The 15,293-nt window shown below is 53.7% G+C and carries 13 protein-coding genes; 8 read left to right on the plus strand and 5 right to left on the minus strand.

The genetic code is table 11. The features are described from left to right. The first annotated feature begins 25 nt into the window (after positions 1 to 25). From A6301_RS21475 to A6301_RS21490, 4 genes are all read left to right on the plus strand, one after another. The gene (locus tag A6301_RS21475) at positions 26 to 568 is read left to right on the plus strand and encodes a sigma-70 family RNA polymerase sigma factor (RefSeq protein WP_234258700.1); all 543 of its coding nucleotides are present in this window, start codon (positions 26 to 28) and stop codon (positions 566 to 568) included. After that, complete coding sequence (locus A6301_RS21480) at positions 565 to 1,527, plus strand: FecR domain-containing protein (protein WP_234258701.1); 963 nt, start codon at positions 565 to 567, stop codon at positions 1,525 to 1,527. The genes A6301_RS21475 and A6301_RS21480 overlap by 4 nt, the downstream gene beginning before the upstream one ends. 145 nt (positions 1,528 to 1,672) lie before the next feature. After that, positions 1,673 to 4,168, plus strand: coding sequence for a TonB-dependent receptor (locus A6301_RS21485; protein WP_234258702.1), 2,496 nt, complete (start codon positions 1,673 to 1,675; stop codon positions 4,166 to 4,168). Continuing rightward, complete coding sequence (locus tag A6301_RS21490) at positions 4,169 to 5,965, plus strand: ABC transporter ATP-binding protein/permease (protein ID WP_234258703.1); 1,797 nt, start codon at positions 4,169 to 4,171, stop codon at positions 5,963 to 5,965. It begins immediately after the preceding gene. Positions 5,966 to 6,018: 53 nt separating this feature from the next. On the opposite strand, the gene deoD is transcribed toward A6301_RS21490, so the two are convergent. The 3 genes from deoD to deoA form a co-directional block, all read right to left on the minus strand. Further along, complete coding sequence (gene deoD / locus A6301_RS21495; protein WP_012773304.1) at positions 6,019 to 6,738, minus strand: purine-nucleoside phosphorylase; 720 nt, start codon at positions 6,736 to 6,738, stop codon at positions 6,019 to 6,021. A 45-nt stretch (positions 6,739 to 6,783) separates the two neighbouring features. Then, a complete protein-coding gene (gene deoB / locus A6301_RS21500) occupies positions 6,784 to 8,007 on the minus strand; it encodes a phosphopentomutase (RefSeq protein WP_234258704.1) in 1,224 nt (407 codons plus the stop codon). A gap of 89 nt (positions 8,008 to 8,096) precedes the next feature. After that, entirely contained in the window at positions 8,097 to 9,425 is a 1,329-nt protein-coding gene (deoA, locus tag A6301_RS21505; RefSeq protein ID WP_205541010.1) for a thymidine phosphorylase, read from the minus strand. Between the two features lie 1,046 nt (positions 9,426 to 10,471). Between deoA and A6301_RS21510 the strand changes: the two genes are divergently transcribed. After that, positions 10,472 to 10,798: a GIY-YIG nuclease family protein gene (locus A6301_RS21510; RefSeq protein ID WP_234258705.1), complete on the plus strand. Its 327-nt coding sequence runs from the start codon at positions 10,472 to 10,474 to the stop codon at positions 10,796 to 10,798. On the opposite strand, the gene A6301_RS21515 is transcribed toward A6301_RS21510, so the two are convergent. Both A6301_RS21515 and A6301_RS21520 read right to left on the minus strand, forming a co-directional pair. Next, a complete protein-coding gene (locus A6301_RS21515; RefSeq protein ID WP_215483483.1) occupies positions 10,782 to 11,324 on the minus strand; it encodes a GNAT family N-acetyltransferase in 543 nt (180 codons plus the stop codon). The two genes, A6301_RS21510 and A6301_RS21515, sit on opposite strands and share 17 nt — an antisense overlap. Then, positions 11,318 to 11,842 (minus strand): SCP2 domain-containing protein, encoded by a 525-nt coding sequence (locus A6301_RS21520; protein WP_107167887.1) that lies wholly within the window; start codon positions 11,840 to 11,842, stop codon positions 11,318 to 11,320. Before A6301_RS21520 ends, A6301_RS21515 begins: the two co-directional genes overlap by 7 nt. Before the next feature lie 354 nt (positions 11,843 to 12,196). Here A6301_RS21520 and A6301_RS21525 point away from each other — a divergent pair, with 354 nt between their 5' ends. The 3 genes from A6301_RS21525 (at position 12,197) to A6301_RS21535 (ending at position 15,255) form a co-directional block, all read left to right on the plus strand. Next, the gene (locus tag A6301_RS21525; RefSeq protein ID WP_234258706.1) at positions 12,197 to 13,192 is read left to right on the plus strand and encodes a peptidase U32 family protein; all 996 of its coding nucleotides are present in this window, start codon (positions 12,197 to 12,199) and stop codon (positions 13,190 to 13,192) included. A gap of 11 nt (positions 13,193 to 13,203) precedes the next feature. Next, a complete protein-coding gene (locus tag A6301_RS21530) occupies positions 13,204 to 14,082 on the plus strand; it encodes a U32 family peptidase (RefSeq protein WP_107167889.1) in 879 nt (292 codons plus the stop codon). A 165-nt stretch (positions 14,083 to 14,247) separates the two neighbouring features. Beyond that, a complete protein-coding gene (locus tag A6301_RS21535; protein ID WP_234258707.1) occupies positions 14,248 to 15,255 on the plus strand; it encodes a luciferase-like monooxygenase in 1,008 nt (335 codons plus the stop codon). Positions 15,256 to 15,293 lie beyond the last annotated feature (38 nt).

The following is a 15,293-nucleotide window of genomic DNA, read 5'->3' on the forward strand; positions in this document are numbered from 1 at the left end:
GATCGATCCGTTTCAGGCACCTGACATGTCATCAGCCAATATTGATACCTCAGCAGATCTGCATCAGCTCTATTGTCAGCACCACGGCTGGTTGCAGGGGCTATTACGTAAACGACTGGGGAATCTGTGTGATGCAGCCGATCTGGCGCAGGATGTGTTTTTACGGCTATTACTGAAACCACGCCAGTTCGACAGCCACGCTGGCGCACGAGCTTATCTAAGCGTGATGGCACAAGGCATGTGTATCGATCTCTGGCGTAAGCGAGAAATTGAGCGGGTGTGGCTCACCTCGCTCGCCGAACAGCCGGAACCCGTTGCCCTGTCGGCGGAAGACAGCAACATCATTCTCGAAACCTTATATCAAGTCGATGCCATGCTACGTGCGTTGCCAGAGAAGGTGCGTGCGGCTTTCATCATGGCGCAGGTTCAAGGGCAACCTTATCGGGAAATTGCCGAGGCGCTGGGCGTTTCCGAACGCATGGTGAAGAAATATATGGCGCAGGCCATGCTGCACTGTGTGTTGCTGGAAGCAGAGATAGATGCGGACGCTCAGGCCGCTCACTTATGAATAAACCCAGTTTTATTGCCTTACAGCAGGCATCGCAATGGTACGCTCAGCTGTGCGATCGAGAACCTGGCGATGAACACGACCACCACTGGCAACGCTGGATGGAGGAAAGCGAGGAACATCGTCATGCCTGGGACTATGTGCAAACCGTCAGCCAGCGTTTCCAACCGCTGCGCGGCGACGGTCAGCAGCCCGCATTGAATACGCTACTGCATAAGCCGGAATCAATGGCACGCCGTCGTGCGCTCAAACTCGCCGCACTGCTCAGTACCGGTTCATTACTTTCCTGGCTGACGTACCGCCATACGCCGTTAAAAGGCTCGCTGCTGGCGATGACGGCCGATCATCACAGTGCGGTAGGAGAAATCAAATCGCTTACCTTGCCGGACAACACCCGGCTGTGGCTGAACACCGCCAGCGCGATTGATATCCGCTACAGCAATCAGCGTCGGGAAATCGCGCTGCTGGCGGGCGATATTCTGATTGATACCGCTGCCGATGCTCGCCCCTTCTTCGTCACCACCGCACAAGGGCACTTGCAGGCGCTGGGCACGCGTTTTAGCGTAGCGCAGGAACCGGACGTCACAACGCTGACCGTTTACCAACACGCGGTCGAGGTCAGCGCCAAGTACGCGAGCGCCGCACGTCGGGTCAACGCAGGCTATCACCTGCGTTTTGGCACCGACGGTCAGGGTAACATCGAGCCCAATCAGCAGAACGATGCCGACTGGTCACACGGCATGTTACAGGCAGACAACATGTCGCTGGGTGAGGTCGTGGCGCAGCTGTCACGCTATCGCCACGGCTATCTGGCGTGCCAACCCGCTATCGCTGATCTACGCGTGATGGGTACCTTCCCCTTAATCGATACTGACATGGCGCTGAATATGCTGGCGCAGGCCTTTCCCGTCCGCATCCATCGGCGTTTTCCGTGGTGGGTGACCGTCGAACCGCGCTGATATCGTTCTTATACCAGTCACCTTTTTAGAGACCGTTTTTGGAATAAAGACAAAAAATTTTCTTTTTTGAGTTCCCCTTTTTCGACTGTCGTTCGATTCACAGTAAAACCACCAATTTTTACTCTGGGTCAGAAGGCGAATTTTCATGGCATTGATTCCATTTTTCTCTACACAGCGCACACCTTCCAAACTGGCGATTGCCGTTCATCTGTTGCTATGTGGCACACCGCTGATTGTACATTCCACCGCAATGGCGGCAGAAGCGACAACCGCAGCAGCAACCAAAACCTATTCCATCCCTGCCGGGCCGCTTAACCAGCAACTCAACCAGTTTGCCGCCCAATCAGGCATTTATCTGGTCGGCGATGCACAACTGTCGACAGGAAAAACTGGGCAATCTCTGCAAGGGAATTACGGCGTGGATGGCGGATTCGCGACGCTGCTGGCAGGAAGCGGGCTTCAGGTGATTCCGCAGCCTAACGGCGTCTGGCGTTTACAGAGAATACCGCAAGGAGATGAAATGCTGATCGTGGCGGGCGTCAACCGCAACGGCGTGACCGAAGGGACACAGTCCTACACCACGCGCAGCATGAACACCGCGACACAGTTAGCTTTGTCGCCGCGAGAAACGCCGCAGTCAGTGAGCGTCGTCACACGCCAGCGCATGGACGATCAGAATATGACCTCGCTGGATGAAGCGATGAAACAAACCACCGGCATCAACGTGGTCAATCAGAACAGCTATCAGGTGAAATACGAATCGCGCGCTTTCGTGATGGATAATATCAAAGAAGACGGCATTAATTTCTCCAGCCAAAACAGCGTATCCAACATGGGCGCAGTTCAGTCTTCAAGCGAATCACCCGATCTGGCGATTTATGACCGCGTCGAGATCCTGCGCGGCGCATCCGGTTTATCACAGGGAAATGGCGAACCCGGCGGCACCGTGAATCTGGTACGTAAGCAACCTACTCACAACTTTCAGGCATCTGGCAGCGTTGGCGCGGGCAGTTGGGATAATTACCGCAGTGAACTCGACGTTTCCGGGCCGCTGAACGACGATGCCAGCCTACGCGGCCGTCTCGTTGGCGTTTATCAGGATAAGCAAAGCGTTAAAGATTACGAGCATAGTGAAAGAAAAGTGCTGTTCGGCACGCTGGCCTACGATCTGACACCCTCCACCACCGTCACCGGCGGCATCAACTGGCAAAAAACCCGAGGCGTGCCGGATGTGTATGGCGTCCCGTTTGCCACCAATAAAAGCAGCCTGAACCTGCCTCGATCGACCTATCTGGGCGCAAGCTGGAACCGCATCGAATTTGAAAAAATTAACCCATTCGTCGAACTGGAACACCAGTTCGACAATGACTGGACGCTAAAAACCGCGCTGAACTATATCCACTCCCGCGCGGCGAGCAGTTATATCGGTATCATGAACGGCACAAGCGGCGTCAATCCGGCAACGGGGAGTTCGTCGCTAAACAATAATCTGCGCTACGACAATAAAGCCGAACAGTGGGGCTACAACTTGAGCCTGAGCGGTCCGTTCGAGCTGCTGGGTCGCAGCCACGAATTGGTGGTAGGTGGTGATTATCAGAAAGAAAATTTTGATAACAACCACATTCGCATCGACAACAAGGATGCGGTAAATATTTTCAACTGGCAGCCGAATTCGCTGGCAGAGCCAGATTGGTCAAATGCGAGTCTCTACAACAACCATTATAACGACCGTTTTAATTTGTATCAGCGCGGTGCTTTCGCTACCGCCCGTTTTGAATTGGCAGACGACTGGAAGCTGATTCTGGGCGGCCGCTATAGCGCCTACAGCTATGACGAATACTTCACGAACCAGATTCGTAATACGTCTTCGCTCAGCACACTGCATGCCAGTAATGAGTTTGTACCTTACGGTGGCCTGCTGTGGGACTTTGCCGATAACTATACCTGGTACCTGAGCTACGCCGAGATTTACAAGCCGCAGAGCGAGAAGGACAGCAGCGGTAAGTTGTTGCCCGCCATTACCGGCACCAACTACGAAACCGGCGTGAAGGGCGAGTTCTTTGATGGCGATCTGAACACCTCGCTGGCGCTGTTCCGCATCATTCAGGAAAATCGGGCAATGGCCGTCGCGAATAGCTCGGTTTGTCTGATCGGCACCAGTTGTTCCCAGCCAGAAGGCAAGGTACAAAGCCAGGGGGTAGAGCTAGATGTCACAGGGAAACTGGCTGAAGGCTGGCAGATTCAGACGGGTTATACCCTGATTAACAGTAAAATTCTTGAAGGAAGCGCGAACGAAAAGGCCGCACAGTTCAGCCCGCGCACGCCGAAGCATATGTTCAAGCTGTACACCTCATACAATCTGCCGGGTGAGTTGAATCAATGGACGATTGGCGCGGGTATGACGGCGCAGACCGAGACGCAAACTTACCCTAACCGGGCTTTTGGCCTGTCTCAGGGCGGCTATACATTGTTTAACGCCAATGTCCGCTATCAGTACAGCAAAAACCTGAGCTTCAATCTGGTAGGCAATAACCTGACGGATAAAACCTACTACTTGAACCTGAATAACCGCCACCTCAGCGGCAATAACTATTACGGTGACCCACGTAATTTCATGCTAACCGCGAAGTGGAAGTTCTAAATGCACTCGCCTGCCGGCTTCTGCTGGCGGGCTATTGCTCAATCCATTATGCAAACGCTTAAACGTTTTTATTCGCTGGTTGCACCTTTCTGGCTGACCACGCGCGCCACGCTGTTGTGGCTGCTACTGCTGCTGATTATGAGCCTGACGCTCTCCGTCGTGTGGATCAGCGTGCAGTACAATAACTGGAGTCGGGATTTTTACGACGCGCTGGCCGACTACTTTCAGCATGCATCAATCTACGATATGGCGGTGCGCTATCTTGCCTACACGCTGCTATTCGTACTGGTGATCATCTGCGGAAACTGGCTCAAGAAACAGCTGATTATCCGCTGGCGCGATACCATGACACGCCAATATGAACAGGACTGGCTGCGCAATCACGCCCACTACCAGCTCAATTCAGGGCTGGATAACCCCGATCAGCGCATTGCGGAAGATATTCGCCTGCTGATCGAGCAAAGCCTCGAACTCCTGCTCTCGCTGTTAAAAAATACCGCTCGGTTCTTCTCATTCATCGCCATTCTCTGGCAGCTTTCCGGCGTCCATACCTTCACATTAAGCGGCTATACCCTCACGATACACGGCTATCTGGTGTGGATTGCCCTCGCCTACGCTGCACTTGCGAGTATCGTGACGCATCGGCTGGGCCATCGCCTACACAAACTGAATATTGAGCGTCAGCGGACAGAAGCGGACTACCGAGCCACGCTGCTGCGAGTGCGGGACAACAGCGAGCAAATTGCGTTTTATCAGGGCAGCGACGCCGAGCAGCAGCGGATGCGGCAACACTTTCAGCCCATCGTGCAAAACTGGCAGCGTTTAATGGCGCGGGAATTGCGGTTAGAAAGCTTTACCACCAGCTATTTCCGCTTCAGCCTGATTATCCCCGTTTTCGCCACCCTGCCGCTGTTTCTTGCCCGTCAGGTCAGCCTTGGAGCAATTATGCAGGCGCGATCCGCCTTCGGCTATGTGCTGGATGCCTTTGGCTGGTTCATCGATGCCTATCGTCAGTTGGTTCAATGGTCTTCCACCATTGAGCGGCTGTGGGAGTTTCAGCACCGCTTGCAGCAATTACCGACGCCAGACGCACCGTGCCGTGAAGGACATGCCTTGTATATCAATGCGCTATCCATACCACGCCCCGATGGTTCGCCGTATTTCGCCCCGCTGACACTTACGCTTCAGGCGGGTGAATGGGCAGTACTCAGCGCAGCCAGCGGCAGTGGGAAAACTACGCTACTGCGCGCGCTGGCTGGGCTGTGGCCGGTATCGCAAGGAGAGTGTCGTTTTCCGGTAGGTCGAGCACTCTTCTTGCCGCAAAAAACCTATTTACCACAGGATACATTGCGTCAGGTATTGTGTTACCCACAGGCACAGCTAGCCGATACCGTACAATTGATCACGGTACTGGAGCAAACCGGACTCGCCTCACTGATTTCTCGTCTGGATGACAAAGCAAACTGGAGCCGAGAGCTGTCGGGCGGTGAACAACAGCGCCTGTCACTCGCGCGTGCGCTACTGCTGCGCCCGACACTGCTTTGTCTGGATGAAGCCACCAGCCAGCTCGATGATGCAGCGGCGCTTCAGCTGTTAGATCACATCAGGATAACGCTACCACACACCATCGTGCTGGCCGTCAGCCATCAGCCCGCCGTGCTGGATTGTTTCACGCATCAGATACGGTTAACGCCACTCGCGCCAGAGGAAAAAGAGGGATCAGGGAGCCACGCTATCGATCGTTCGATTACGTCACCGGAGGCGGACAGTCAGCAGGTTTCTTACCTAAGGATGTGAAGACGAAAACAGGAGAAACATAGCCCGGAGCGAATGTCCGGGCTGTGATGATATTACTCGTTATCGCCCAGCAGAACGGATTCCAGCGCGATCTCGATCATCTCATTGAACGTATTTTGACGTTCTTCTGACGTGGTTTGTGCACCGGTACGAATGTGGTCAGAAACGGTACAGATTGCCAGCGCTTTCGCACCGAACTCTGCCGCTACGCCGTAGATACCGGCCGCTTCCATTTCTACACCCAGAATGCCGTATTTTTCCATCACGTCGAACATCTGCGGGTCTGGCGTGTAGAACAGATCGGCAGAGAAGATGTTACCTACGCGCACAGAAACATCGCGCGCTTTGGCGGCATCAACGGCATTGCGCACCATATCGAAATCGGCAATCGCCGCATAGTCGTGATCTTTGAAACGCATACGGTTCACTTTGGAATCCGTACAGGCCCCCATACCGATCACCACGTCGCGCAGTTTGACATCTTCACGCACCGCGCCGCAGGAACCCACACGAATGATCTTCTTCACACCGAATTCAGTGATCAGCTCTTTCGCGTAGATCGAGCAGGATGGGATGCCCATACCGTGCCCCATGACCGAAATTTTACGGCCTTTATACGTGCCAGTGAAACCCAGCATGCCACGCACGTTGTTCACTTCGCGGGCATTTTCCAGAAAGGTCTCTGCAATATACTTAGCACGCAGCGGGTCGCCCGGCATCAGTACAACGTCCGCGAAATCACCCATTTCTGCATTAATATGTGGCGTAGCCATGCGTTTATTCCTTAATTAATCAAGTTCACGTAAAAACGACGTGTTTTACAGTATCGATTTGCCGTAGTCCATAGGCGACAGGCCAAAGTAGGCAGCAACCGTCTGCCCGATATCGGCGAAGGTTTCACGGTGACCGTACGATCCCGGCTTCACTTTCGGCCCATAGATCAACACCGGTACATTTTCGCGGGTATGATCGGTGCCGTGCCAGCTCGGGTCACAGCCGTGGTCAGCCGTCAGAATCAGGATGTCATCACCTTTCACGCGTGACATCAATTCTGGCAGGCGACGGTCAAACAGCTCCAGCGCGGCGGCATAGCCCGGAATATCGCGGCGGTGGCCGTAAGCGGAGTCGAAATCAACAAAGTTGGTAAACACGATAGTATTGTCGCCCGCGCTATCCATTTCTTTCAGCGTGGCATCAAACAGCGCATCAAGACCAGTCGCCTTCACCTTTTTGGTAATACCAACCTGCGCGTAGATATCTGCAATTTTACCAACGGAAACCACTTCGCCCCCTTTTTCATCCACCATTTTTTTCAGGATGGTAGGCGCAGGTGGTTCAACGGCCAGATCGTGACGGTTGCCAGTACGCTCGAAGTTGCCGGGTTTGTCGCCGATAAACGGACGTGCGATCACGCGCCCGATGTTATAATTCCCTTCGGTCAGCTCTTCGCGGGCAATCTCACACAGCTCATACAGCTTATCCAAACCGAACGTCTCTTCATGGCAGGCAATCTGGAACACGGAATCCGCAGAGGTGTAGAAAATCGGCTTGCCGGTTTTCATGTGTTCTTCAGCTAACTGATCCAGAATCACCGTACCGGAAGAGTGGCAGTTGCCCAGGTAGCCCGGCAGATTGGCGCGTTTGACCAGTTTATCCAGCAACGCCTGCGGAAAACTGTTTTCTTCATCTTTAAAATAGCCCCAGTCGAACAGGACAGGTACACCGGCAATCTCCCAGTGGCCAGACGGTGTATCTTTGCCCGAGGAGATTTCGCTGGCGTGCGCATAAGCACCGATGATGTCGGCGTGTTCATCCAACCCTACCGGAAACGTCCCCGTTGAAGCCTCAGCAGCTTTGCCCAGACCCAAACGGCTCAGATTCGGCAAATGCAGCGTACCTCTACGCCCTTTATCCGCCGTTCCCGCCGCACACGCCTGAGCGATATGACCCAGCGTATCCGAACCCACATCACCAAAACGTTCTGCATCAGCACTGCTGCCGATGCCAAACGAGTCAAGAACCATAATATATGCACGTTTCATTTTTTCTCTCCTGCGCAGCGATGCGCTAACGCCCCACCTATCGGCAGGGGAAAATCAATTCAAGACGACCTATCGCCAACCCTACGCAATCACGCTTCCGCACTCACCCGACGATAAACCATCGGGGTCTTTTCTGGCGCAGTGTCACCCAACTGGATCGCAGCCCGGACTTCATTCGCCGCCTGCTGCCACTGCGCTTCCGTATTGGCGTGGATCACCGCCAGCGGGCGCTGCGCATCAACACGCTCACCTAGGCTAATCATGCTATCCAGACCAACGCTATAATCGATCGTATCCGTCGCCTGACGGCGTCCGCCGCCCAGCGAGACGACAGCCATTCCCAGTGCACGGGTATCCATCGCGGTCACAATGCCTTCACGCGCGGCGAACACTGGCTTACTTAATGTCGCCACCGGCAGGTAACGATCGTAGTGTTCAACAAAATCGCCCGGTCCACGCTGTGCGGCAACCATGCGGCCAAAGACGTCGGCGGCTTTACCATTATCCAACACGGCCTGCAAACGTGAGTGTGCATCGTCCGCCGAGTTTGCCAGCCCGCCCGCGAGCAGCATCTCACCACATAGCGCCATAGTAACATCATACAAGCGTGGATTACGGTGCTCCCCCGTCAAGAAACGCACGGCTTCACGCACTTCCAGCGCATTCCCCGCGCTGGAGGCCAACACCTGATTCATGTCCGTCAGTAGTGCGCTGGTGCGGCATCCCGCATTGTTCGCCACACCGACAATCGCCTGCGCCAACTGTTCGGACAGTTCATAAGTTGGCATAAACGCCCCAGAGCCGACTTTGACGTCCATCACTAACGCGTCCAGCCCTTCAGCCAGTTTCTTCGCCAGAATCGATGCGGTGATCAGTGGAATTGAATCGACCGTAGCAGTAATGTCACGCGTGGCGTAAAAGCGCTTATCCGCCGGAGCCAACGATGAAGTTTGCCCAATAATCGCGACGCCAACCTGCTGAATGATACGACGAAAATGGTCATCGTTCGGGAAAATATCCAGTCCCGGAATCGCTTCAAGCTTATCCAGCGTGCCGCCGGTATGCCCTAAGCCACGCCCGGAGATCATCGGGACATAGCCCCCACAGGCGGCAACCATTGGCCCCAGCATCAGCGAGGTCACATCTCCCACGCCGCCGGTAGAATGTTTGTCCACCAGCGGGCCGTTCAGGTTCAGGCTTTTCCAGTCCAGCACCGTACCGGAATCACGCATCGCCAACGTCAGCGCCACGCGCTCATCCATCGACATATCGTGAAAATAAATGGTCATCGCCAAAGCGGCAATCTGACCTTCAGAGACGGTATTGTCACGAATACCGTTAATAAAGAAGCGGATTTCTTCTTCGCTCAGAGCTTTTCCATCACGCTTCTTACGAATAATTTCCTGAATCAGAAACAAGGTCTGTACTCCTGATGAATTCTGATATGGCTCAGCAGCCAGTCTCTGCAAGCACATTTGCTGTGGTGAACCGATGCAGTCATAAACAAAATGCTGCCATGAATGAAATGTTTTCACGAATAAAACAGTGCGCCGTGTGCGCGTGATTAAGCGCAGTTCTGTTGAGCAGAAACGGCGTACTCAAGCGTTGCCAGCAGACGGGTCTACTTCAGCACCCATGATATCGTCCGCCAGTTGCAGATAGATGGCGGGGTTTCTTACTCACGCAGGATCTTTTTCGCCAGAGGCGATAAAACGTGGTTAACCCCATCAGCGTCAGCGCACGTTGCGCGGCTATGGTTAGCTTGATCATATAACTCTCCAACTCGTCAGCCGGTCTAGCCGGCCCTGAACATTAACTGGCGTAAACCAGCACGTTTGGCGAGCGGACTTGGTTCCTTGAAGATGGCGCTCAGGAGATACAACCTGTAACGGCACTGAGATCCTTCTCACCGCAATCTGCCTTCCTCTACCGTTCATCCTGCGATGGCTTCAACACCGAAAGAACAATACTGGAAGAAACTATGTAGGCACGTGAACACATCAGATATTTGAACACGCTGCGCCTGACTATTTTGTGCATTCATTCACACTTGATGTAAGAGGAATGCAATAGATGGTTATTATATGTGATTTTAATCACACAAACTGCCCTCAAGAAGGTTAATCAGGTGAATAACGGGAACGCTATATCACCAGCGTAATACACGAGTAAAAACCTGGTTAAGAGCATAGAGTAAGCATAGCGGCTTCTCCCTAGGCACAGGGAAAAGCCGCAGGAAAATTATTTCCCTGAAGAGGGCTTTCGGTAATCCAATGCAGGTTCTCGATCGCCCAGCAGAAGTTTATAGCTGAAATTATCTCCACGGCTTTTGATAAATTCAGCCTTCGCCTGTTGAATGAATGCCGGAGTACTTAACAACAGTGACACGGCACTTCACGTAGCAGAATAAGCGTCCTAAACTGACCGCCAACCAGACTGTTTCAGAGAAACCACTGACAAAACCATGACTGAAGACGCTGAACATACCCTCTGGTATCTGTACATGCTGCGCATGGTCAACGGGGCGCTGTACACGGGGATTACGACGGATATCGGCCGCCGCCTGAATCAACATCAAACGGGAAAAGGGGCAAAAGCGCTACGGGGTAAAGGCGAGTTGACGCTGGTGTTTCACTGTCTGGTGGGCGATCGCTCAAGCGCACTCAAGCTGGAATACCGCATTAAGCAGTTGAGCAAAAAACAAAAAGAAAGGCTGGTACAAGACCAGCCTCAGACACTATACATTTCAGACACAATGATTGATACGCTATCGGCTAGAGAAAGCGGTTAAACGGCTCTGCATATTCAACCAGCCCGATCGCCTGTTCAAATCCGCTTTCGCCTTCAGACGACTCTTCACCAGCAACCTGATTGTCCGCCAGTGGGTAGACCTGAAAAGTCGATTCACTGTCCGGCCAGCGACAATGCAACTGGTGCTCGGTAGCCGGAACAAAACCAAAGCGGGAATAGTAAGCCGGCTCACCCAGCACGACGACGGCGGTGTAGCTAAATTCATTCAGCGCATCCAGCCCTTCGTAGACCAGCTTCTCCCCCACGCCTTGTCGGCGCAGACTTTCGTCTACCGCCAACGGTGCAAGCGCCACCCACTGCCGATCCTCACCTTCGATCAGCACCGGGCTGAATGCGGCGTAGCCCACCACGCCGCCCTCATCGTCGGTTGCTACCACGCCAAGCGTCAATAAGCCGTCTTCACGCAGTTGATGAACCAGATCCGCTTCCGCGCCCGTTGGAAAAGAACGGCGCAATAAGCTGTCGATCCCTGCGGCATCAACGGGAATTTCCACCCGAATTAGCATGATACTGGCGCGTGATTCGTTGTCTGCACCACGCCCTCCTGTAAGCCTGCTTCAACAAAGTTCGCCAGTTGCAGCAGGCCGATACGCAGCGGCGCTGGCATGGCTTCGAGCTCAATGGCATCCATCAGGTTCTTCACATACAAACCTAACTCGGTATCGCCCTCAATGCGCAGACGACGCTGGAAAAACAGCGTATCGGGATCTTCTTTGCGCGCGGCGATTAAAATCAGATCGTTAGCATCCGCACTAAAGCTGACATCCGGCGTCTCATCGTGACTGACCACCAGACGACCATCACGCAGCGTCATAAACCACTGCAAACCGACATCACGCACCTCAATTTTCAGCCAGCGGCTTTCGAGAAATACCAGATCGCCCTCTTCCAGCGCCTGACGGAACTGCCAGCCCAACATCTGTTCCAAAACCTGACGCTGTAGCGCAAAAGGAGTGAACTTGAGTGGCTTACCTAATAAGCTCGGCCCTTGACGCACAATCTGCGCTCGTAGTTTTTCCAACACTGGCATACTCCTCTTAAAGCAATCTGACTGTTCAGATAATCTGCAAACATTTTGCCACATCCACCGCAAGCGGCAGGGGTCTATGTCAATAATTTAGTCGCTTATCCGATTATGCCCAACAGATTTTGTCCTTGCGCGACGATTAGCACCATAAACTGCCTTAAATCAAAGTCCTTACCTGATGGGTTAATTAAGATTCCCAATCGTTAACAACATTCATCGACTGATAAATAATCGCTTACGACGACCCGCAAGAGTGGCTGGCAAAACGCCCGTCATAAAAGCGGTATCAGTCTGAACATCATTGATCGTACCGACCCGCTACGGCCCGAAGGGATTAATGAAGGATTGTGTATGGAACTGCTTTGCCCCGCTGGCAACCTGCCAGCACTGAAAGCTGCCATCGATAATGGCGCAGATGCGGTCTATATCGGCCTGAAAGATGACACCAATGCACGTCATTTTGCCGGGCTGAACTTTACCGATAAGAAACTACAGGAAGCACGCGAATACGTGCATCGTCATCGGCGTAAGCTGCATATCGCTATCAATACGTTTGCTCACCCGGACGGCTATCAGCGCTGGCAGCGTGCCGTCGATATGGCCGCGCAGATCGGCGCCGACGTACTGATCCTCGCCGATCTCGCCATGTTGGAATATGCCGCCGAGCGCTACCCCAACACTGAACGCCATGTGTCGGTGCAGGCTTCCGCGACAAACACCGAAGCGATTCGTTTCTATCATCGTCACTTCGATGTCTCACGTATCGTGCTGCCACGCGTGCTGTCCATCCATCAGGTAAAGCAAATCGCTCGTACCAGTCCGGTGCCGCTCGAAGTTTTCGCCTTCGGTAGCCTGTGCATCATGGCGGAAGGCCGCTGTTATCTCTCTTCTTATCTGACCGGTGAATCACCGAATACCGTAGGTGCCTGCTCGCCCGCTCGGTTTGTTCGCTGGCAGCAAACGGAAAACGGCATGGAATCACGCCTGAACAATATTCTGATCGACCGCTATCAGGACGATGAAAACGCCGGTTATCCGACACTATGTAAAGGCCGCTATTTGGTCGATGGACAGCGCTATCACGCGCTGGAAGAGCCAACCAGCCTGAACACGCTGGAGCTTCTGCCTGAGCTAATGGCTGCCAATATTGCTTCCGTGAAGATAGAGGGTCGTCAACGCAGCCCAGCTTACGTCAGCCAGATTACACAAGTGTGGAGACAAGCTATCGATCGCTGCCGTGCCAATCCTGAAACATTCATACCCACTCAGGCCTGGATGGATGCGTTAGGCTCAGTGGCAGAAGGCACGCAAACCACGCTCGGCGCGTATCACCGTAAATGGCAGTAGCAGGAGAGCACATGAAATACGCATTAGGGAATATCCTCTACTATTGGCCCAAAGAAGACGTCGAGGCATTTTATCAGGCAGCGGTGAACAGCAGCGCCGATATCGTTTATCTCGGTGAAACCGTGTGTAGCAAACGCCGTCTGATGAAAGTAGCCGACTGGTTCAACGTGGCCCGCGAAGTCGCCAACAGCGGTAAACAGGTGGTGATCTCTACGCTGGCACTGTTACAAGCCCCGTCTGAACTCACCGAGCTAAAGCGCTATGTAGAGAACGGCGAGTTCTTGCTGGAAGCGAACGATCTGGGCGCCGTTAACATCGCAGCCGAACGCAATCTGCCGTTTGTTGCCGGGCACGCGCTCAATTGCTACAACGCGTATACCCTACGTGTGCTGCACAAACAAGGCATGGTGCGCTGGTGCATGCCAGTTGAGCTTTCTCGCGACTGGCTGCAAAATTTGCTGAATCAGTGTGACGAGCTTGGTTTTCGCCATCAATTTGAAGTAGAAGTGCTCAGCTACGGCCATTTGCCGCTAGCCTATTCTGCGCGTTGCTTCACTGCCCGTTCAGAAGATCGACCAAAAGATGAATGCGAAACCTGCTGCCTTAGCTACCCGCAAGGCAGAAAAATGCTGTCGCAGGAAAACCAGCAGGTGTTCGTCCTCAATGGCATCCAGACGCAAAGCGGCTATTGCTACAACCTCGGTAACGAGCTGACGTCAATGCGGGATTTAGTCGATATTGTCCGGCTGTCGCCAAACGATATCACCACTCCAGCCATGCTGGATACATTCCGCGCCAACGAGCAAGGTCATGCACCATTAACACTGGAAAATCAGGCGGATTGCAACGGCTACTGGCGTCGCGTTGCTGGCCTGGAACTTGTTCAATAACTCATATCCTATCAGGGCGGCTAACCGCCCTTTCCTTCCTAAGCGCATCTTTGAACTACGTATAACCGTGACATTCCCGCATACTGATCTGACTTTCATCATTGACTGACGGCGTTAGCATCCACCGGCCTGGTGGAGTCAGTGAACAACAAAGTGAGCCATATTATGTCTATGTCTTCTCAACCCACCGTGTTTTCCGTCCTCGATCTTGCGCCAATTCCACAAGGTGCGACAGCGCGTGACGCCTTCCATCGCTCTCTGGATCTGGCGCAGCGCACAGAAAAATTGGGCTATCACCGCTATTGGCTGGCGGAACACCACAGCATGACCGGTATCGCCAGCGCAGCAACGTCGGTCCTGCTCGGCTACCTTGCCTCGGGAACGGCGCGCATCCGTCTTGGCTCCGGCGGTGTCATGTTGCCGAACCACTCACCGCTCGTCATCGCTGAGCAGTTCGGTACGCTGGAATCGCTGTATCCCGGCCGCATCGATTTGGGATTAGGCCGCGCACCCGGCACCGATCAGCGCACCATGATGGCGCTGCGTCGTCACCTTAATGCCGATATCGAAGATTTCCCACGTGATGTGCAGGAATTGCAACGCTATTTCGCCGATGCACAGCCGGGTCAGGGAGTGCAGGCCGTCCCGGGACAAGGCTTACACGTTCCGATCTGGCTATTAGGTTCGAGCCTGTATAGCGCACAGCTGGCCGCGAGACTGGGGCTACCTTTTGCCTTCGCCGCGCATTTCGCGCCCGATATGTTGCTGGAAGCATTTCGTCTCTACCGTGAAAACTTTGTCCCTTCTGCCACCCACGCCAAGCCCTACGCGATGGTTTGCGTCAATGTGGTGGCGGCCGATAGCGATCGGGATGCGCGTTTCCTCTTCACCTCGATGCAGCAACAGTTCATCAACCTACGCCGTGGCACGCCGGGTCCGCTCCCTGCACCGGTAGAAAACATCGATACGGTTGGATCTCCCGTTGAACAGTTTGGCGCAGAGCAAGCACTACGGCTGTCGATTGTCGGTGATAGCGCCAAGGTACGTCATGGATTACAGAGTCTTTTGCGTGAAACACAGGCGGATGAAGTGATGATCAATGGTCAAATCTTTGACCATCAGGCACGATTGCGATCTTTTGAAATCGCGATGGATATACGGCAGACGCTCTAACACGCCTTGATGGGTGGTAGTAACAAAAAAAAACGACC

It is taken from the genome of Pectobacterium sp. IFB5596 (assembly GCF_021432585.1).
Classification (GTDB): Bacteria; Pseudomonadota; Gammaproteobacteria; order Enterobacterales; family Enterobacteriaceae; genus Pectobacterium; species Pectobacterium punjabense.